The organism is Streptomyces sp. NPDC045695, from assembly GCF_056432025.1.
Genome location: NZ_JBWKJU010000005.1, coordinates 77,117 through 95,581 on the forward strand (window position 1 = coordinate 77,117; position 18,465 = coordinate 95,581).

Genomic DNA, 18,465 nt, shown 5'->3' on the forward strand with positions numbered 1-18,465 from the left:
CGGCGCCCGCAGCGGAGCCGCGGCTCAGCCGGCCGCGGCGACGCGCTCGGGACCGGTGCGCAGGCTCCACCAGACCGACGCGAGCAGAAGGGCGCCCGGAGCGATGCCCGCGACCGCCGCGATGACGGCGGGGGAGGAGCCGCAGGCGGCCAGGACCAGACCGGCGGCGCCGCAGGCGGACATCGCGGCCGCCAGCAGCCGGAGGGACGGCATGCGCCAGACGGCCGCCAGGCCGAAGAAGTGCAGGCCGACGACGAAAGTGATCCAGGCACCCGTGGCCTGCGGGGCGTGCAGCAGGTGGTTGACGACCAGCACGCCGGCTAGCGCGGCGAGCACCTCGGCGGCCACCACGAGGCGGTAGCCCCGGTCGAAGGCCCTCGGGGCGGTGCCGTCGGCGTGGTCGGTGCCGTCGGTGCCGTCGGTGTCCTCGGCGCGGTCGGTGGCGGCCGCGGGCACGCGGGCCCTGCGCAGGGCGATGAACAACGCGATGAACGAGGCGATCGCGAGGACGCGCAGGGCAACGGCGAGGGCCGGGGAGAGGGCGCCGGCGTTGACCAGGACGAAGACGAGTCCGAATGCGGCGCCGATGAGCCGACCTGTCTGATTCGATGTCACGCGCACAGTCTCGTTGAAGTCGATCACACGCCAAAACCTTGTCGGGTCGGGCTCGTCATCCCCGGCTGTGCAGGTGAGGCGTCCGCTCGCTGGTGCGCAGCCAGACCCGCAGCGGGCCGATCGGGGTGAAGCCGTGCCGGAGCGCCGTGGCCAGGTCGTCCCCGGACTCGTAGCCGACCACGTCCAGGTCCGGCCAGCGGGCGCCCACCTCGGCGAGGACGCCGGCCCAGGCCGCGTCCGTGTCCGCGGCGGAGGCCTCGGCCCGGGCGAACAGGTTGGAGACGCCGACGACTCCCGAGGCCCGGTTCGCGACGGCCCCGGCGACGATGCGGCCGTCGCGGCGACCCGCCAGGAAGGCGATGTCCTCGGTGAGGAGGGCCGGGCGGAACAGCCCGGTGCTCCCCTCGCCGTCCCAGGCGGCCTCCCAGGCCTCCAGCTCGCCCGCGGTGGCCACCCGCGTCCACTCCAGGCCGCGGAAGGCCGCCCGCGGAACCGGGGTTCCGGCCGGGCGGTGGATCCACTGGGCGTCGAAGAGCACCTCGAAGCCGTCCCCGGTCAGGTCCAGGGTGGCGAAGCTGTCCTTCACCGAGCAGCCGGGGCTGTCGGTGTCGATCCCCCGGAGCACGCGCGGCGCCGCCACGGACGCGTCCAGGGTCACCGCGTCGGGATACAGCGGCGGGGTCCTGTGCGCACTGAGCCACAGCCGCCGGCCGTCGTAGTGCGGCGACAGGCCGTGCGCGGAGCACACCGCGTCGCACCATGCGGCGTTGTTCAGTGCAGCCGTGAGCAGCGCCGTGTTCGTCCCGTCCGTGATCACCACAGGATGATGCCACAGCCCCGGCCCGTCCCGTGATCATGAGACGGTGCGCGGATGTTAGCTTCCCTCCCGTGAGCGAGCACCAGGAGGAGACCAGGGCGGCCTACGACGGGGTCGTCGAGCTGTACGCGTCGTTGTTCGCCGACCGGCTGGAGACCCAGCCGTTCGCGCGGGCCATGATCGCCACGTTCGCCGAGCTGGTGCGCGGGACGGGGAACCGGCGGGCAGCCGACGTCGGGTGCGGGCCCGGGCATCTGACCGCCCTGCTGGGCGAGTCCGGGCTGGACGCCTTCGGGCTCGACCTCTCCCCGGGCATGATCGGCCACGCCCGGCGGGCCCATCCGGCGCTGCGGTTCGAGGAGGCGCGGATGGAGGCCCTGCCGGTCGGGGACCGCGCGCTCGGCGGCGTACTGGCCCACTACTCGATGATCCACACCCCGCCCGCGGAACTGCCCGCGCTCCTCGCCGAGCAGGTGCGCGTCCTGGCACCGGGGGGCCTGCTCCTGGTCTCGTTCTTCGCCACCGAGGGACCGGAGCCGGTCCGCTTCGACCACAAGGTGACGCCCGCCTACAGCTGGCCGGTGGACCGGTTCGCCGCGCTGCTGACCGGGGCCGGGCTCGTCCCCTTCGCCCGGCTGCTCCACGACCCGGCCTCCGAGCGGGGCTTCCTCGACGCTCACGTACTGGCCCGCCTCCCGCACCCGACGGCCCCCGTCGACCAGAGCCCGGAGCCCTGAGAGCCGTGACGACATCTTCGAACTACCTGCGCCAGGGCGAGCGGGTGGGCCTGCGGCCCTTCCGGCTCGCCGACGGGCCCGAGTTCACCGCGCGCGTGCGCGAGAGCCGGCGCCTGCACCACCCCTGGCTCTCCCCGCCCGCCACCATCGAGGAGTACGAGCCCTACGCGGCCCGGCTCGCCGAGGGGGACGCCCGGGCCGGGTTCCTCGTGTGCGAACGCGGGACCGGGGCCCTGGCCGGGTTCGTCAACATCAACAACATCGTGCGCGGCGCCTTCCAGTGCGGAGCCCTCGGCTACGGCGCCTTCGCGCACGCCGCCGGGCGCGGACTGATGCGCGAAGCGCTCGGGCTCGTCCTCGCCCACGCCTTCGCCCCGGCCGCGGCGGGCGGCCTCGCGCTGCACCGCCTGGAGGCCAACATCCAGCCCGCCAACGCCGCTTCGATCGCGCTGGTCCGCGGCTCGGGCTTCCGCCGGGAGGGCCTCTCCCCGGACTTCCTCCACGTCGACGGCGCCTGGCGCGACCACGAACGGTGGGCGATCACGGCCGAAATGCCGCGCGCCTAGCAGGCGAGTGGAACAGGATGGGAGCATGCGAAGCCTCGTACTGCTCGACGCCCCGTCCAACCTCGGCCTGCGTCCGCCCGCGCCCGGTACCGTACCCGGCGTCTACAAGCTCGCCGGGGCCCTGCGCGAGCAGGGCCTGCTGGCCCGGCTCGGCGCGCGCGAGGGCGGGGTGGTGGTCCCGCCGCGCTATGACCGCGGCGACTGGAAGGAGGGCGACGGCGTGTTCCACGCCGACGCCATCGCCGCGTACACCGTCACCCTCGCCGACCGGATCGAACGGCACCTGAGAGCAGGGGAGTTCCCCGTCGTGCTCGGCGGGGACTGCTCGATCCAGCTCGGCGCCACCCTCGCCATGCGCCGGCTCGGGCGGTACGGGCTCGCCGCGATCGACGGCTCCGCGGACTTCCGCCACCCCGGCAACGAAGCCGTGAACGGGCCCGTCGGCGCCGCCGGGGGTGAGGAGCTCGCCCTTTCCACCGGGCGCGGCCAGCCCGAACTCGCCGACCTGGAGGGCCTCTCGCCGTACCTGCGCGACGAGGACGTACGGCTCTTCGGGGTGCGGGACGGTGATCCGGACCTCCCGGAGCTGCGCGCGGCCGGGATCTTCACGGCCACCGTCGGCGGGATCCGCGACCGCGGCGCCGGGCCGGTGGCGCGGCTGGCACTGGACGGGCTGCACCCGCCGGCCACCGCGGGATTCTGGGTGCACCTGGACGCCGACGTACTGGACCCGAGCGTCATGCCGGCCGTGGACAGCCCCGACCCCGGCGGCCTGGTCCCCGACGAACTCGCCGAACTGCTCGGGGTGTTGGTGAGTTCCCCGCGCTGTGTCGGGATGAACGTCACGATCTACGACCCGGACCTGGACCCGGACGGGCGTGCGGGCGCCCTGCTCTCCGACCTGGTGGCGGGGGCCTTCGCGTCATCCTGACCGGTGGTGATCCGCCGAACCCCTGTGCAGAGACCGCCGGGGCGTGTTCCCTTTCCTCATGGCCACCACCGTCCGCCGCGCCGTACTGACCCTTCCCGCCGCCCGGTTGGGCTCCGAGAACCCGCTGCCCGCCCTGCGCGCGCCCGACGGCGTACACGCCGTCGGGCCGGGGGATCCGGACGAGCGCTCCCGCGACGGCGTGCCGCGCGGCATGGCGCGCCAGATCGGCTACGAGCCGCTGCGCTCGCTGCTGCCCGTCCGGATCCGCGACGGGTACCGGCGGGAGCGCTCGGAGCAGGAGTTCGCGTCGATCGTCATCGAGAACGAGCACCTGCGGGTCACCGTGCTGCCGGGGCTCGGCGGGCGCGTCCACTCACTCGTGCACCTGCCGACCGGGCGGGAACTCCTCTACCGCAATCCGGTGTTCCAGCCCGCCAACTTCGCCCTGAACGGGGCTTGGTTCTCCGGCGGCATCGAATGGAACACGGGCGCGACCGGTCACACCACCTTGTCCTGCGCCCCGTTGCACGCCGCGCTCGTCCCCGCACCGGACGGCGGGGTGATGGTCCGGCTGTGGGAATGGGAACGGCTGCGCGACCTGCCCTTCCAGGTGGACCTGTGGCTGCCCGAGGACTCGGAGTTCCTCTACGTCGGCGTCCGCGTGCGCAACCCGCACGAGCGGCCCGCGCCCGTGTACTGGTGGTCCAACGCCGCCGTCCCGGAGGACGCGGGCACGCGCGTGCTCGCCCCGGCGGACCAGGCCTGGCACTTCGGGTACGAGCGCGCGCTGCGCCGCGTCCCCGTACCGCAGTGGGAGGGCGCGGACCGTACGTACCCCCTGCGCAGCGAGTATCCGGCCGACTTCTTCTACGAGGTCCAGGGCGTGGCCCGGCCCTGGATCGCCTCGCTGGACGCGGAGGGGCGGGGGCTCGTGCAGACCTCCACCGGGCGGCTGAGCGGGCGCAAGCTGTTCGTGTGGGGCGCGGGCGGTGGCGGCCGGCGCTGGCAGGAGTGGCTGACCGAGCCGGGCACGGGCGGCTACGCGGAGATCCAGGCGGGCCTGGCCACGACCCAGCTGGAGCACGTACGGCTGGAGGGCGGGGCGGAGTTCAGCTGGCTGGAGGCGTACGGGCCGCTGGCCGCGGAGCCCGCCGCGGTACACGGCGAGGACTGGGCCGCGGCCCGGGCCGCGGCGCAGGACGCCCTGGCGCGGGCGCTCCCGGCCGACCGGGTGGAGGCGGCGTACGCGGCGTGGCGCGCCGGCGCGGCCGACGCGGAGCCGGGGGAGCGGCTGGCGGCGGGCTCGGGCTGGGGCGCGCTGGAGGTGCTGTGCGGGGGGTTCGAGCTGCCGGGCACGCCCTTCGAGGAGTCCGCGCTCGGCGAGGAGCAGGAACCGTGGCTGGAGCTGTGGCGCACGGGCGTCTTCCCCGCCCCCCGCCGGGCGACCCCGCCGGGCCCGAGCCTGGTCGCCGCGCACTGGCGGGACATGCTGGAGACCGCCCCGGCGGATCCGTTGACCGAGTACCACCTGGGGGTCGCGCAGTGGCACGCCGGCGACGTGGCCCAGGCGGTGCGCAGCTGGGAGCGCGGGCTGGCGCTGGCCCCTTCGCGCTGGCCGCTGCTGCGCTGCCTGGCGGTGGCGGACGCCCTGGCCGGTGATCCGGCGCGGGCGGCCGACGGATACGCGGCGGCCTTCGAGGACCTGGCGGGTGAGAGCCGGGGCGGCGAACTGTGGACGGCCGCGGAGTCGGCGCTCGGCCAGGAGGCGATGGCGGCCCTCCTCGCCGCCGGCCGGCTGCCGGAGGCCCGCGCCGTCTGGGACCGGCTGCGGCCCGCCCTGCGCGAAGGGGGCCGTATGCGGCTGCTGGCGGCGCGGTTGCTGGCGGCGGAGGGCCATGTGGCCGCCGCCCGGCGGGTCTTCGAGGACGGCTTCGAACTCGCGGACCTGAGGGAGGGTGAGGAGGTCCTGTCCGAGGTCTGGTCCGCCCTCACCGACCGCCCGCTGCCGCCGCGCTACGACTTCCGCATGCGCCCGCCTACTTCTTGATCTTGTCGATGCAGAGCACGAACTGGTTGCCGGACCGGCGCCGCGACCCGCCGCTCTGCTCCTGGTAGCCGATGTCCGCCGTGCCCTGGCACTTGGAGGTGTCCAGCGTGTCCTTGTGCACCTGGACCACCTTGTACTCGGCGTCGGTGCCGCCGCACGTGACGACCTGGAGGTCGGGGGAGACCGTGGTGCCGTTGTTCTTGAGGCAGTCGCCGACCTTGGCCTGGTCCGCGTCGTCGCGGCTCAGGAAGTAACCCACCGCGACGACGACGAGGGCGATCACGACGCCGATGATCTTGAGGATCTTCATGACGCCCAGGCCTCCGCTCCGGGCCGGCGGCGCAGGCGGGGCGGACCACTGCTGCTGGGGCGGGTACGTCTGCGGCTGCGGCCCGGCGCCGTACGGCGGCTGAGCCTGCTGCTGCGGCTGCCCGTACCCCGGCTGGGGCGGGTATCCCTGCGGCGGCTGCTGGCCGTACGGGCCGGACTGGCCGTAGGGGCCGGGGCCCTGCTGCGGTGGGTGGGTCATAGGGCGTTCCCCCAGTAAGCGTGCGGTAAAGATTGACGCGTGCACGCTATATCAAGCGGTGATCGTCCCCGCACGGCGGCTGCCCGGAGTCAGGCCCGGCACAGGACCTCGGCGTTCAGGACCGAGAACCAGGCGTCGGGCTCCGCGCCCCAGGCGTGCCAGGCCTCGGCGACGGCGGCCAGGTCCCCGGCCGTCGCGTGGCCGCCGCCGGTGGCGACGGCCGCGTAGGCGGAGGCCCCCGTACGGTCCGCCCACAGGCCTGACCACCAGGCGATCTCCTCCGGGGTGGAGAAGCACCAGGACGTGGCGGAGCAGGTCACGTCCGTGAAGCCGGCGGCCCGCGCCCAGGACCGCAGTCGGCGGCCCGCGTCCGGTTCGCCGCCGTTGGCGCGGGCGACCCGCCGGTACAGGTCCAGCCAGTCGTCCAGGCCCGGTGAGGGCGGGTACCAGGTCATCGCCGCGTAGTCGGCGTCGCGCGCGGCCACGATCCCGCCCGGGCGGCACACCCGCCGCATCTCGCGCAGTGCCCGTACGGGGCCGCCGACGTGCTGCAGGACCTGATGGGCGTGGACCACGTCGAAGGAGTCGTCGGGGAAGTCCAGCGCGTGGACGTCCGCGGTGCGGAAGGTGATGGCCGCGCTCAGGCCGCGTTCCGCCGCGTGCGCACGGGCCTGCTCCACGACGTCCTGCGCCGCGTCGACCGCCGTGACGTGCCCGCCGGGCGCGACCAGCTCCGCCAGGTCGGCGGTGATCGTGCCCGGGCCGCAGCCGACGTCCAGTACCGACATCCCCGGGCGCAGTGCGCCGATCAGGTACGCGGCCGAGTTCTCGGCGGTGCGCCAGCGGTGCGAGCGCAGTACCGATTCGTGGTGGCCGTGGGTGTAGACGGCGGTCTCCTTGGCGGCGTTCATGGTCGGGCCCCTCCTCGTCGAAGCGTTGGTCCCACCGTAAGCGATCAGCTCGTCATACGAGACAGGCGTTTTGATATGTGGACACTCGCCTTGTGGGCCAAGGGAGTTGGCGGGGCTGGTGGCAGGGTCGGTGGCAGGGGGACGCGGGTGCGAGGAGAGTGGCAGCAGGGGGAACACCCCACGGCGAGGGACGGTGAGGGCCATGCCGGAGGCGCTGCTCGAACGGCATGCCGAGGCGCTGCGGCTCTTCGGCGAGTACGTGCGCGCCGTCAAGGACGATCAGTGGGACGCGCCGACCCCGTGCGCGGAGTGGAACGTACGGGATCTGGTCCGTCACGTCACCGGGGAGCAGCTGTGGATCCCGCCGCTGGTCACCGAGGGCCGCACCGTCGAGGAGGTCGGCGACGCGTTCTCCGGGGACGTGCTGGGTGACGACCCGGCCGCCGCCTGGGACGCGGCCGCGGCCGCGGCGCACGCCGCCTTCGCCGAGCCCGGCGCGCTGGAACGGACCGTGCGGCTGTCCTACGGGCCCGCGCTCGGGAGGGCGTACTGCTCGGAGCTGACGGCCGACTGCGTCGTGCACGCCTGGGACCTCGCGCGGGGCATCGGGGCCGATGACCGGCTGCCCGACGGCCTCGTCGAGTTCTCCATCAAGGAGGTCATGCCGTACGCCGACTCGCTCGCGGCCAGTGGTGCCTACGCCGAGCCGCTGGAGGTCCCGGCGGGCGCCGACGCGCAGACCAGGCTCCTCGCGCTGCTGGGCAGGCGGGGCTGACCGGGCTGCCTCCGCTGGATAACGGGCATATCGGGCTCAATAATCGTATAAAAGGCAACGTCGGGTGAGGTCGCGGGGAAGGGGACACGGTGGCGGGGATGCAGCGCACGGCGGCCGAAGGCCGAGGTCCGGTCCGGTACGGCCCACCCGCACCGCAGCCGGGCCTGCCCGTCCTGCCCGAGCTGGTCTCCGTACTCGCCGCCGGCGCGGGGCGCTCGGCCGCCGAACCCGCGGGCGGCGGGGAGCCCGTCCGCGAGGCCGCCTGCCGCCACTGGGGGCGGCGCGGGCTCGACACCTCCCCCGCGAGCGTGGCCGCCGGCCCCGGAGCCCCCGCGCTGCTCCTCGCCCTGCTGGGCGCCTACGGGGGCGACGTGATGCTGCCGAGGCCCTGTCCCGCCTGGTGGACGCCGCAGGTCCGGCTGCTGGGACAGCGCGCCTACCACGTGCCGACCCCGGCCGAGTGCGGCGGCGTACCGGACCCCTACGCGCTGCTGGAGACCGTACGGCGGGTGCGCGCCGAGGGCGGCGACCCCCGGGTGCTGCTGCTGTCCGTCGCCGACGACCCGACCGCGACCGTGCCGCCGCCGGAGCTGCTGCGCGAGGCCTGCGAGGCCGCCGGGTCGGCCGGGCTGTTCGTGGTCAGCGACGAGACGTGGCGCGACACCGTCCACCGGCCGCACGACACCCTGGTCTTGAGCCCGGCCGAGATGCTCCCCGAAGAAGTGGCCGTCCTCGTCGACCTGTCCGGCGCACTGCTGCCCGCCGGGTGGCCCGCCGCCGTGGTCCGCTTCCCCGACACCGCCCGCGGGACCTGGCTGCGGGCCCGCACCCTCGACGTGCTCACCGCCACCGGGGCGATGGTCGCCGGACCCGTCGCCGCGGCCGCCGCGCACGCCCTGGACGAGCCCGACGCCGTCGCCGCCCGCGCATCCGCCGCCGCCTCCCTGCACGGCGTGGTGGCCGCCGCCGCACACCACGAACTCCTCGCGGCCGGAGCCATGGCCCGGCCGCCGCAGGCCGGCCGGCACCTCTACGCCGACCTCTCCCCGCTGCGCGCCGGACTCGCCCGGCACGGGGTGGGCGACGCCATGGAACTGGAGGACTGGCTCGGCCCCCGGCTGGGCGCGCCCACGCCCGGCGGGCAGCGCTTCGCGGACGAACTGGGCGCGCTGCGCGTGCGGTTGTCCACCGGGCCGCTGCTGGGCGCCACCCCGCAGGAGCGGCTGGCCGCGCTCACCGCCCGGGATCCGCTCGCGCTCCCGCACGTACGCGGCGCCCTGGAGCACCTCGGATCGATCCTGACCGGGCTGGCCTGACCGGCGGCCCGCCGACCGGCCCGGCCTTCGCCACCTCCGACCCGACCGCCCCCGCTGAAAGGAGAACTCCCGATGAGGGACCGGACGGACGCCCCAGCCCCCGCCCCGACGGCGCCCGTACGGCCCGCCGGTGACCGCCGTCCCGCGCCCTCGTCATCTCCCTCGGCGCGGCAGCCCGAGGGGCCGTCCGCCCCGCGCCCGCTCGGCGCGCACCGGCGCTGGCCCGGCTCCTTCGCCGACCGGCTGACCACCCCGCTGCCCGGCGTCCGCTCCTTCGCCCGGCTCGCCCGTGAGGGCGCCTTCCGGCCCGGACCCGAAGGCCTGCGCGGCATCCCCGACCTGCCGTACGAGCCGGGCCCGCTGCCGGCCGCCGCCCCCGGCAGCGTCTGCGTCACCTGGGCCGGCCACGCCAGTTGGGTGCTGCGGACCGGCGGGCTGACCGTACTGACCGACCCCGTCTGGTCCCGGCGGATCCTCGGCACCCCGAGCCGGATGACGCCCGTCGGGGTCCGCTGGGAGGACCTGCCGCCGGTGGACGCGGTCGTGATCAGCCACAACCACTACGACCACCTCGACGCCCCCACCATCAAGCGGCTGCCGCGGCACACGCCCCTCTTCGTCCCGGCCGGGCTCGCCGGCTGGTTCCGCCGCCGCGGCTTCACCGCGGTCACCGACCTCGACTGGTGGGAGTCGGCCGAACTGGGCGGCGTACGGTTCGAGTTCGTCCCGGCCCACCACTGGTCGAAGCGGTCCCTGATCGACACCTGCCGGTCCCTGTGGGGCGGCTGGATCCTCACCGACACCCTGAGCGCTACCCCGCGGAAGGTCTACTTCGCGGGCGACACCGGCTACGGACACTGGTTCGCGGAGATCGGGGCCCGCCACCCGGGCATCGACCTCGCCCTCCTGCCGATCGGGGCCTACGCCCCGCGCTGGTGGCTCAGCGACGTCCACGCCGATCCGGAGGAAGCCGTCCGGGCCTGTCTGGACCTCGGGGCCCGCCGGATGGCCCCCATGCACTGGGCCACCTTCGTGCTGTCCGCCGAACCGGTCATGGAGCCCCTGCACCGGGTCCGGGCCGCCTGGTCGCGCGCGGGGCTGCCCCGGGAGGACCTCTGGGACCTCCCGGTCGGGGCCTCGCGGACGCTGACCTGAGCGCCTGAGCGCCTGAGCGCCTGAGCGCCTGAGCGGGAGCAGCCGGGGTCCTTCAGAACTCCACGGTGACGAATCCGTCCTCCGCCTGCGACTGCGGCTTCACCACGCTGTACCCGAACTGTTCCTGCAGGCCCTCGTCCTCCCAGACCTCCGCGCGCTCGCGGTAGTTGAAGACGAGCTCCTTGGTGTCCCCGCCGTTCTTGAGGATCCGGGCGATGGCGATGTCGTCGGGGTGGCCGTGGACCTGGCCGTTGGTGGAGATCAGATAGCGTCCGCAGTCGAGCAGACGCAGGAGGTCGTTCGACAGGTTCTTGGCGCTGCCGTGGTGGGCGACCTTGAGGGCGTCGATCCGCAGCCGTCCGTCCTCCGCCTCGGCGCGCGGCCGGATCGAGGCCACCAGGCGCGGGTCGTCGGCGTCGCCGGTGAGGACGATGCGGGTCCCCTCGAACTCGAACAGCAGGCCGATGCTGGTCGGGTTGGTCGGGGAACCGTCCTTCTTGAATGGCTGTGCGGCCAGCGCGTCGACGTCGACCGTGCCGAAGTGCTCGATCGTGCCCACCGGCTCCCGCTCCATGGGGTCGATGCCCGGGATCAGCCCGGCTTCCTCGGCCTTCTTGCGCCACGTGGTGATCAGCGACTCCAGCAGGTGGCGGTCCGGCGCCAGTACCTCCATCGTGGACCCGTCGTCGAACCAGGTCAGTGGATGGTCCACTTCGATGCTGCGGCCGTCGAAGGCCTTGTTCCAGGGCAGGTCCTGGGTGATGAGCGCGGTGGTGAGCCGTTCCCCCTCCGGCGGGCCGAGCACCTCGCGGTCGTGGAGGTGGTCGAAGCCGTTGAACCACACGTCCCCGAACTCCACCGTGCGATCCCGGTCTTCGAGCAGCGCGAGCGCACCGAGGATGTGGTCCTGGTCGACATGGGTCACCACGAACACGTCGATCCGGCCGTCGAGTCCGGCGAGCAGCGGCTTGATCCGCTTGTAGGTCCCCCTCCGTCCGCCGTCGACGAGGATCCTCCGGACGAACTCCTCGTTGCCGTATTCGAGGAGCAGGCAGTCGCCGTCCTCGGCGGGCAGCATCCTGAGCCGGATCATCACGTACTCCCTTGCCTCAGGTCGAGAATCAGGAACGGCTCGCGCATGTCGGCCAGCCAGGACAGCCGGCGCACCTCGTCGAGCCGGCGCCGGCACTCGGGGTCGTCGGGGAAGGCGGACAGCCCGTCGACGAGCCAGGCGAGCCCGAGGGTGTAGACGGGCACGCCGCGCCCGAAGGCCTCGATCAGCCGGTCGCGGGCCTCTCGCAGCTGCGGCGGGGCCGAGGCCCGGCGCAGCGTCCGCACCGCCCGCAGGATCGCCCCGTCGCTGAGCCGGGGGAAGCCCTCGGCCAGGGCCTCCAGCCACGCGTCCCAGTACGTCTGGCCCGGCGAGCGGTCCGTGCCGAGCAGGACGTAGCAGGCGGCCGCCGTCGCGAGCGGGTGGGTGGGCGCGGCGCCGGGCATCTCCTCGATGTCGGCCCTGAGGCCGGAGAAGAGCCGGGCCGCGCTGTCCAGGGCGCCCTGGGACATGTACGCGAGCCCGGCGCCGGCCACGGGGTCGCGCACGGTCACGGCGACGGCGCTGCCGGTCGGGCTCTGGCGCAGATTGACGAGGACCTCGACCTCGGCGGCGCCCCAGGGCAGGGGCAGCGTGACCAGGCGCAGGGATCCGGCGGCCTCCACGACCAGGAACTGCCGCTCGCCTACGGGCCCACCGGGGGCGTGGAGGGGGCCGTGCGGGCCGAACCGGTAGAGCGGCGCGAGCGCCCCGCCGCGCACGTCGGGCGCCGGCAGGGCCTGCGGTTCGCCCCGGGCGAGGGCTTGGACGACCCCGAGCCCCGTCGGCTGCTGCCGCAGGGCCAGCACCGAGGCGAAGGAGCAGCTCGCGGGCTCGGCGTCACCGATCCAGGTGGCGAGCGCGGCCAGGTCGACGGCCGTGTCCGGGACGACACCGTCCGGCCCGGCGGCGGCGGCCACCATCGACCGCGAGGCGACCGACTCGGCGAGCGGAATCGGGGTGGGTCCGTGGTAGACCCGGCCGGGCTCGATGTTGCCCATGAGGTACTGCCAGGAGTGCGTCTCGTACGGAGAGTCCGTCATCACGAAGTCCACCGAGGTCCGCCGGCCTGCCACGGCCGTGACGTTCTCCGTCAGCACCAGTCCGGACGGCAGGGTCGCCGTCACGAGATAGCGCCCGGGCGTCACCGCGTACGAGGTGGGCTCGGGTGAACTCCCGCAGGGGATCAGGATGTCGTGCTGCTCCGTGCCGTCGAGGCCGGCGGGGCGGATGTCCCCGACGATGACCGCGTCGTCGGCTTCCCCGGCGGCGGAGGAGAGGAAGAGCCGGACGGCGAGGGTGGCGCCGGTGCTCATGGCCGGGCCAGTCCGACGCGGAACATCGGCGGGCGGGCGTCCAGTTCCTGCCTGCGCACGTCTTCCGGCCCGAGGACGGCCTCGACCTCGTAGCGTCCGAACGGCAGGAAGAGGGCCCACTCGCCGAGGTCGGGCTCCTCGCCGGCGGGGGGCGGCGGGCGGCGCCGTTCCTCCTGCTGGGGATGGCGGCAGACGAACTCGGCGCGCGCGTTGTCCTCGGGATCCTTGCAGCCGATGTACACGGGGACGACCGGGTCACCCCTCAGCTCGTGGAAGCCGAAGTCGACCGACTCGGAGCTCACCGGTACCTGGGCCTTCGCGAGGCTGCCCGCGAAGGGACGCTCCGCCATGAAGCGGAAGACCGCGTGGATCAGGGTGCCGGTGGTCACCCGCCACACCTGGCCCTCGGTGTTCTCGCTCGCGGAGCCGTCGAAGCTGCGCAGCAGCGCGTCGGTGAACAGGCTGAGCCGGCCGGCGCGGGCGAAGGACTCCTCACCGTCCAGGGTCGCGTACAGGACGGCGTGTTCCCGCGGCACGAAGCCCTCCGGCCGGATGTTCCCGGACACCGGGACCCGTCCGACCATGTCCGTCCCCACCTGGCTCAGCAGCGTGTCGGAGCCGGAGCGGCAGGAGTCGACGAAGAAGACCTGCTGGCCGGCCCGGCAGCGGTTGAGCCCTCTCCTGAGCGCTTCGAAGTTCAGTGCGCCGTTCAGCGGGCTGTCCTCGTCGGCGAAGACGTCCGCCGCCAGCAGGGAGGTGTCCAGGCCCAGCGAGACGCCGTGGCCGCAGAAGTAGAAGACCAGCCGGGCCTCGTCGTGGTCGCCGCGGTCCTTCCACTCCTTGACCGCGGCCACGATGTTGTCGATGGTCGCCGGCTGCGCGAACTGCTCGGCGTGCGTGTGCGGGTGGACGAAGGGTGCGGGGCTCTCCTCGCTCAGCAGCAGGGCCAGGCTCCCCAGCGGCCTCGCCGGGTCGTGGTACTGGTCGATCATCCAGGTGGCGAACGCACGCGCCGAGCGGGGCGGCGACGACAGCTGCCGCAGGCCCTTGGCGCCGGGATGGGTCGTGGGCGCCGTCCCGCCGGCCAGGTGCGCGTACCGTCCCACCCCGATGACGAGCGCGTGCGTGACCGCGGGCCCCGTGTTCTCGTCCATGTGAACGGTGAAGGCGGCCATGGGACCTCCGCGTGCCGCACCGGAAGGCCGGTGGGAGGGTTTGCTCCCATTATAGGAATGCATGCGGCATGTGTCCCTCGGAAGCGCCGCCGCCGCCCGGCCGCTCCCGGCCCGGGGGGCCCTGCGGGCGCGATCAACCGGGGCCCGTCCCCCTCCACTTCACCGCAGGCGGCGCCAGAGCGCCGGGCCCGCGCTGATCAGGAGGGCCAGGCCGACCGCCAGGGCCACGCCCTTCCACGGCTCCGAGAAGAGGGAGCCGCCCAGGATGCCGATCAGGCCGTACGTCGCCGCCCAGGCCAGACACGCCGGAGCGTCGCCGCGGGCGAAACGGCGCACCGGCAGCTCGGCCAGGAGACAGGCCAGCATCACCGGGATCCGGCCCGCCGGCACCAGCCGCGAGAGCACCAGGACCAGCACCCCGTGCTCGTCCAGCCGCGCCTGCGCCTGCGCCAGCCGCTCGGGCGTGGCCCGGCCGCGCAGCGCCTCCAGCCACCGCGAACCACCCCGCGAGCGCACCCCGCGCCGCCCCAGCCAGTACAGCGCCAGGTCCCCGGTGAAGGCCGCCAGTGCGGCCACCCCGAACACCAGCAACACCCCGAACGGCGCCGACTGCTGATGGAACGCCACCACGGCCGCCGAGCTCACCAGCGCCCCCGTCGGAATCACCGGAACGAGCGCACCCAGCGCCACCAGCACGAACAACGCCGGGTATCCCACGGCCTGCTGGGTGGACTCCGCCGGCACCTGGCCGGCCGCGGTCGCGAGGTCACGCCACGTCACGGCAGCCGCACCCGCGCTCCGTGCTCCGGCACCCGTACGGTGACCTTCGGCGCCAGCAGCCGCGCGCGCCGCTCGAACTCCTCGCCCGGGGAGTGGAATTCATGCGGCCGCACCGCGTCCATCCCGACGGGCCAGTACGTCCCGTAGTGCACCGGCACCGCCGCCGCGGGCGCGAGCCGGGCCAGGGCCTGCGCCGCCCGTCCCGCGTCCAGGTGCCCCGGCCCGAGGTACGGGCCCCACCCGCCGACCGGCAGCAGGGCCACGTCCACCGGCCCGACCTCCTCGGCCATCGACGCGAACAGCCCGGTGTCCCCGGCGAAGTAGGTCCGGGCCGCGCCCTGGACGACGTACCCGAGCGCCGGCGCCCGCTGCGGACCGAACGGCATCCGCCGCCCGTCGTGGCGCGCGCTGACCGCCCGTACCCGTACGCCGTCCGCTACGTCGACCTCCGCGCCCGGGGCCACCTCCGTCACCGCCAGCCCCCGCAGCCCGGCGACCCGCGCCAGCCCCGGCACCGCCCGGCGCGCCCCGCGCGGCACGAGCAGCCGGGTGCCGGGCGCGAGCCGCGCCAGCGAGGGCAGGTGCAAGTGGTCGGCGTGCAGGTGCGACACCAGTACGACGTCCGCCACCGCGGCCTCGGGCGGGGGCACCGCGCCACGCCGGCGCCGCAGATGCGCGAGCCGCCGCGCGAACAGCGGGTCCGTCAGCAGCCGGACCCCGGAGTCCTCGACGGTGCACGTGGCATGACCCCACCAGGTGATCTCCACCGGCACCCCGGCCTCCCTCCCTCGCCCCTCCTTCACGAGCCTAGAGGCTGCCCCGAGGATCCGCCGGGAACCGACCAGGACCGCCCCCTCCTCTCGGGCGGCGGATCGGAGTAGGGTCCGGCGGCATGGAAGAGTTGCGCGTGGCCGCGATCACCAGCCTGGCCCCGCTCGAAGACCTGGACGCCGACCCGTTCGCCGTGGACACCCGCAGCCAGCACGCCATGTGCGCGCGCTGGGCCGCCGACCGGGGCTACGTCGTGACGAGGCAGCTGCTCGTCTACGGGCTGCGCGCCGACCACTGCGGACTGTGGTCCGACGTCGACGCCGGGCAGGTCGATCTCTTCGTCGCCGCCAACCAGCGGGTACTGGCCCGGGCACTGCGTTCCGTCGAGGACTTCACCGCGGAGTGCGCGCGGCGCGGCGTACCGCTGGAGACCGCCGGGGGCGAGGAACCCCGGTACACCTCCGCGATGAAGGCCGAAGTGCACCGCCGGCTGTCCATGCCCACGGCCGGTTACGACGGCACCTGAGCCGATCCCGCCCCTGAGCCGGTCCTGCCCTGCCCTGCCCTGCCCCGACCCGACCCGACCCGACCCGACCCGCCCCGTCCGCCCCTCCGTGCGCCGTCCCCGTGACCCGCCCGCACGAGGCCGGCTGTGCGAGCCTGGAGGGCGGAACGGGCTCGCGGGAGGTGGCGGGGTGCGGCGGCGACGGTGGCGGGGACGGTGGCGGAGCGCGGGCAGCGCCCTGGTGCGGGTGCTCCTCGTATGGGCGGTGTCCACCCTCACCATGCTCGCCCTGGCCGGGATCCTGCCGGACTTCAGCCTCCAGTCCGACGAGGGCGACGGCAACGGCGACAGCCTCACGCGGATCGGGCTGACCGCCGCCTGGGGCGCCGGGGTCTTCGGCCTGCTCAGCGCGCTGGTGTGGCCCGTGCTCGTACGGGCCCTGCTCCTGGTGCCCGCCCTGGTGCTCGGGCTGCTCGTCTTCTTCCTGAACGGCTCGATCCTGCTCATCGCACTCAGCCTCATCCCGACCGGGCGGGGCGCGGCGGCCCCCGAGACCGCCGTGGTCGTGGCCGCCGTGATGTCGGCCGTGGCCTCGGCGACCTCCACCGCACTCGCGGTGCGCGACGACGAGGCGTACCGCCGTCGCCTCTACCGGCTCGCCGACCGGCGCCGCCGCAGGCGCGGCGCACCCGTCGGCCCGGCGGGCGGCGGCGCCGAGCCCGGGCTGGTCTTCCTCCAGCTCGACGGGGTCGGGTACGAGGTGCTGCGCCACGCCTGCCGCAGCGGCGTGATGGCGACCGTCGCCGACTGGCTGGACCGCAGCCACCGCGTCACGTCCTGGCGTACGGACTGGTCGAGCCAGACCGGCGCCAGCCAGCTCGGCATCCTGCACGGCTCCACCTACGACGTGCCCGCCTTCCGCTGGTACGAGAAGGACACCGGGGAGGTGATGGTCTGCAACCGGCCCCGCAGCGCCGCCGAGCTCCAGCGGCGCGCCGCGTTGCGCACCGGTGACGGCGGGCTGCTCACCCGCGACGGGGCCAGCCGGGGCAACCTGTTCAGCGGGGGCGCCGACCAACTGGCGCTCGTCCTGTCGGTATCGGCCCGGCGGGGGCGGTCGAACCGGTCCCGCGCGGGCTACTTCGCGTACTTCTGCGACCCGGCCAACGCCGTCCGCACGGCCCTGTCCTTCACCGCGGAGGCGGTCCGGGAGATCGGCCAGTCGCTGCGGGCGCGGATCCGCGGGGACCGGCCGCGGGTGGGGCGCGGCGGGCTGTACCCGCTGATCCGGGCCTTCGCGACCGTCGTCGAACGGGACGTGGTCGTGGCGGCGGTGATCGGCGACATGCTCGCCGGGCGCGCCGCCGTCTACGCCGACCTGGTCGCCTACGACGAGGTCGCGCACCACTCGGGCCCGCGCGGCCGGGACACGGACCAGGTGCTGGAACGCCTCGACCGGAGCCTCGCACTGATCGCCCGGGTCGCCGAGCACGCGCCGCGCGCGTACCGGATCGTGCTGCTCTCCGACCACGGCCAGAGCCCGGGGGAGACCTTCCTCGGCCGGTACGGGCTCACCCTGAAGGACCTGGTCCGGGCGGGCTGCGGACTGCCGGTCTCCCGCCGGGCCGGGCGCACGCACAGCGGCGCCGAGGCCCGCGCCGCCGTCCTCGCGGCGCTGCACCGGCCGGTGGAGGAGGACGAGGAGGCCCACCCGGGGCCGGGCTCCGACCCGGTGGTGCTCGCCTCCGGCAACCTCGGGCTGATCTCCTTCCCGGACGTACCGGGCCGGGCCTCGCGCGAGTGGATCGAGCGGGCGCACCCGGCCCTGCTGGCGACGCTGGCGAACCACCCGGGCGTGGGCTTCCTGCTGGTGGACGGGGTCGTGATGGGCCCGGGCGGGAGGGTGGCGCGGCTGGACGTCCCCGGGGAGGCCGAGGAGCTGCTGGCGCCCTTCGGCCCCGGCGCGGCCGAAGCCGTCCGCCGCACCGACGGCTTCCCGCACGTGGCCGACATCATGGTGAACTCGGCCTACGACCCGGCCACGGGGGCGGTGCACGCCTTCGAGGAGCAGATCGGCTCGCACGGTGGCCTGGGCGGGGAGCAGGGCCGGGCGTTCCTGATGTGGCCCGCGGAGCTGTCGGAGCCGGAGGGCGAGCTGGCCGGTGCGGAGGCGGTGCACGGGGTGCTGCGCCGCTGGCTGCGCGAGGCGAACGGGCTGCAGGTGCCGGTGGGGCGGCGGCCGGAACCGGAGCCGGAGCGGGCCGCGGAGCGGCGGGCGGCAGGGCGGGGCCGGCGGCCGGGCCCCGGACCGGTGGAAGGCGGGCCGGTGGAGGGCGGGGCGGTGCAGGATCCCCGGTCCGAGGTGGCAGGAGGCGCAAGAGTTCCTGCCGCGGAGGCGCCCACGCGGGACGAAATCCACTGATTTGGTG

The 18,465-nt window shown here is 74.8% G+C and carries 18 protein-coding genes; 9 read left to right on the forward strand and 9 right to left on the reverse strand.

From position 1 onward, the window contains the following. Nucleotides 1–24 precede the first annotated feature (24 nt). Both AC07DU_RS11390 and AC07DU_RS11395 read right to left on the reverse strand, forming a co-directional pair. Nucleotides 25–615, reverse strand: a complete 591-nt coding sequence (locus AC07DU_RS11390) for a hypothetical protein (protein WP_479110834.1) — start codon at nucleotides 613–615, stop codon at nucleotides 25–27. 55 nt (nucleotides 616–670) lie between these two features. Then, complete coding sequence (locus AC07DU_RS11395; RefSeq protein WP_479111142.1) at nucleotides 671–1,429, reverse strand: hypothetical protein; 759 nt, start codon at nucleotides 1,427–1,429, stop codon at nucleotides 671–673. Nucleotides 1,430–1,470: 41 nt separating this feature from the next. On the opposite strand from AC07DU_RS11395, the gene AC07DU_RS11400 reads away from it, so the two are divergent. Genes AC07DU_RS11400 through AC07DU_RS11415 form a run of 4 tightly spaced genes read left to right on the forward strand, consistent with a single transcriptional unit; the run spans nucleotide 1,471 to nucleotide 5,713 of the window. Next, the gene (locus AC07DU_RS11400) at nucleotides 1,471–2,169 is read left to right on the forward strand and encodes a class I SAM-dependent methyltransferase (protein ID WP_479111144.1); all 699 of its coding nucleotides are present in this window, start codon (nucleotides 1,471–1,473) and stop codon (nucleotides 2,167–2,169) included. A gap of 5 nt (nucleotides 2,170–2,174) precedes the next feature. Then, nucleotides 2,175–2,735, forward strand: a complete 561-nt coding sequence (locus AC07DU_RS11405; RefSeq protein WP_360889226.1) for a GNAT family N-acetyltransferase — start codon at nucleotides 2,175–2,177, stop codon at nucleotides 2,733–2,735. A gap of 25 nt (nucleotides 2,736–2,760) precedes the next feature. Next, nucleotides 2,761–3,666, forward strand: coding sequence for an arginase family protein (locus tag AC07DU_RS11410; protein ID WP_479027776.1), 906 nt, complete (start codon nucleotides 2,761–2,763; stop codon nucleotides 3,664–3,666). 58 nt (nucleotides 3,667–3,724) lie between these two features. Then, on the forward strand, nucleotides 3,725–5,713 hold the full coding sequence (locus tag AC07DU_RS11415) for a DUF5107 domain-containing protein (RefSeq protein ID WP_479110836.1): 1,989 nt from the start codon (nucleotides 3,725–3,727) through the stop codon (nucleotides 5,711–5,713). On the opposite strand, the gene AC07DU_RS11420 is transcribed toward AC07DU_RS11415, so the two are convergent. Continuing rightward, nucleotides 5,703–6,242, reverse strand: a complete 540-nt coding sequence (locus AC07DU_RS11420) for an LppU/SCO3897 family protein (RefSeq protein WP_479110838.1) — start codon at nucleotides 6,240–6,242, stop codon at nucleotides 5,703–5,705. The two genes, AC07DU_RS11415 and AC07DU_RS11420, sit on opposite strands and share 11 nt — an antisense overlap. An 89-nt stretch (nucleotides 6,243–6,331) precedes the next feature. After that, entirely contained in the window at nucleotides 6,332–7,153 is an 822-nt protein-coding gene (locus AC07DU_RS11425; RefSeq protein WP_479110840.1) for a methyltransferase domain-containing protein, read from the reverse strand. A gap of 202 nt (nucleotides 7,154–7,355) precedes the next feature. On the opposite strand from AC07DU_RS11425, the gene AC07DU_RS11430 reads away from it, so the two are divergent. From AC07DU_RS11430 to AC07DU_RS11440, 3 genes are all read left to right on the forward strand, one after another. Then, nucleotides 7,356–7,928 (forward strand): TIGR03086 family metal-binding protein, encoded by a 573-nt coding sequence (locus tag AC07DU_RS11430; protein WP_360889211.1) that lies wholly within the window; start codon nucleotides 7,356–7,358, stop codon nucleotides 7,926–7,928. Between the two features lie 98 nt (nucleotides 7,929–8,026). Continuing rightward, on the forward strand, nucleotides 8,027–9,244 hold the full coding sequence (locus tag AC07DU_RS11435; protein ID WP_479110842.1) for an aminotransferase class I/II-fold pyridoxal phosphate-dependent enzyme: 1,218 nt from the start codon (nucleotides 8,027–8,029) through the stop codon (nucleotides 9,242–9,244). Nucleotides 9,245–9,316: 72 nt separating this feature from the next. Further along, complete coding sequence (locus AC07DU_RS11440; protein ID WP_479027758.1) at nucleotides 9,317–10,399, forward strand: MBL fold metallo-hydrolase; 1,083 nt, start codon at nucleotides 9,317–9,319, stop codon at nucleotides 10,397–10,399. Nucleotides 10,400–10,451: 52 nt separating this feature from the next. Here AC07DU_RS11440 and AC07DU_RS11445 read toward each other — a convergent pair whose 3' ends face one another. The 5 genes from AC07DU_RS11445 to AC07DU_RS11465 all read right to left on the reverse strand — a co-directional run bounded on the left by AC07DU_RS11445 (nucleotide 10,452) and on the right by AC07DU_RS11465 (nucleotide 15,533). Next, the gene (locus AC07DU_RS11445) at nucleotides 10,452–11,492 is read right to left on the reverse strand and encodes a ComEC/Rec2 family competence protein (RefSeq protein ID WP_479027755.1); all 1,041 of its coding nucleotides are present in this window, start codon (nucleotides 11,490–11,492) and stop codon (nucleotides 10,452–10,454) included. After that, nucleotides 11,492–12,805 carry a hypothetical protein gene (locus AC07DU_RS11450; RefSeq protein ID WP_479110844.1) on the reverse strand — a complete coding sequence of 438 codons (1,314 nt, stop codon included), beginning with the start codon at nucleotides 12,803–12,805 and terminating at the stop codon, nucleotides 11,492–11,494. Before AC07DU_RS11450 ends, AC07DU_RS11445 begins: the two co-directional genes overlap by 1 nt. Beyond that, nucleotides 12,802–13,980 (reverse strand): caspase family protein, encoded by a 1,179-nt coding sequence (locus tag AC07DU_RS11455; protein ID WP_479110846.1) that lies wholly within the window; start codon nucleotides 13,978–13,980, stop codon nucleotides 12,802–12,804. Before AC07DU_RS11455 ends, AC07DU_RS11450 begins: the two co-directional genes overlap by 4 nt. Before the next feature lie 159 nt (nucleotides 13,981–14,139). Further along, nucleotides 14,140–14,760, reverse strand: a complete 621-nt coding sequence (locus AC07DU_RS11460; RefSeq protein WP_479110848.1) for a DedA family protein — start codon at nucleotides 14,758–14,760, stop codon at nucleotides 14,140–14,142. Next, nucleotides 14,757–15,533, reverse strand: a complete 777-nt coding sequence (locus AC07DU_RS11465) for an MBL fold metallo-hydrolase (protein ID WP_360889190.1) — start codon at nucleotides 15,531–15,533, stop codon at nucleotides 14,757–14,759. The genes AC07DU_RS11460 and AC07DU_RS11465 overlap by 4 nt, the downstream gene beginning before the upstream one ends. 119 nt (nucleotides 15,534–15,652) lie before the next feature. On the opposite strand from AC07DU_RS11465, the gene AC07DU_RS11470 reads away from it, so the two are divergent. Then, a complete protein-coding gene (locus tag AC07DU_RS11470; RefSeq protein ID WP_366864050.1) occupies nucleotides 15,653–16,057 on the forward strand; it encodes a hypothetical protein in 405 nt (134 codons plus the stop codon). A 259-nt stretch (nucleotides 16,058–16,316) separates the two neighbouring features. After that, on the forward strand, nucleotides 16,317–18,458 hold the full coding sequence (locus AC07DU_RS11475) for a phage holin family protein (protein WP_479111146.1): 2,142 nt from the start codon (nucleotides 16,317–16,319) through the stop codon (nucleotides 18,456–18,458). The last annotated feature ends 7 nt before the right edge of the window (nucleotides 18,459–18,465 follow it).

Coding starts and splice junctions, on each gene's coding strand:
- AC07DU_RS11400 (WP_479111144.1), top strand. CDS start 1,471: ATGAGACGGTGCGCGGATGTTAGCTTCCCTCCCGTGAGCGAGCACCAG.
- AC07DU_RS11410 (WP_479027776.1), top strand. CDS start 2,761: ATGCGAAGCCTCGTACTGCTCGACGCCCCGTCCAACCTCGGCCTGCGT.
- AC07DU_RS11415 (WP_479110836.1), top strand. CDS start 3,725: ATGGCCACCACCGTCCGCCGCGCCGTACTGACCCTTCCCGCCGCCCGG.
- AC07DU_RS11420 (WP_479110838.1), bottom strand. CDS start 6,242: ATGACCCACCCACCGCAGCAGGGCCCCGGCCCCTACGGCCAGTCCGGC.
- AC07DU_RS11425 (WP_479110840.1), bottom strand. CDS start 7,153: ATGAACGCCGCCAAGGAGACCGCCGTCTACACCCACGGCCACCACGAA.
- AC07DU_RS11430 (WP_360889211.1), top strand. CDS start 7,356: ATGCCGGAGGCGCTGCTCGAACGGCATGCCGAGGCGCTGCGGCTCTTC.
- AC07DU_RS11435 (WP_479110842.1), top strand. CDS start 8,027: ATGCAGCGCACGGCGGCCGAAGGCCGAGGTCCGGTCCGGTACGGCCCA.
- AC07DU_RS11440 (WP_479027758.1), top strand. CDS start 9,317: ATGAGGGACCGGACGGACGCCCCAGCCCCCGCCCCGACGGCGCCCGTA.
- AC07DU_RS11445 (WP_479027755.1), bottom strand. CDS start 11,492: ATGATCCGGCTCAGGATGCTGCCCGCCGAGGACGGCGACTGCCTGCTC.
- AC07DU_RS11450 (WP_479110844.1), bottom strand. CDS start 12,805: ATGAGCACCGGCGCCACCCTCGCCGTCCGGCTCTTCCTCTCCTCCGCC.
- AC07DU_RS11455 (WP_479110846.1), bottom strand. CDS start 13,980: ATGGCCGCCTTCACCGTTCACATGGACGAGAACACGGGGCCCGCGGTC.
- AC07DU_RS11470 (WP_366864050.1), top strand. CDS start 15,653: ATGGAAGAGTTGCGCGTGGCCGCGATCACCAGCCTGGCCCCGCTCGAA.
- AC07DU_RS11475 (WP_479111146.1), top strand. CDS start 16,317: ATGCTCGCCCTGGCCGGGATCCTGCCGGACTTCAGCCTCCAGTCCGAC.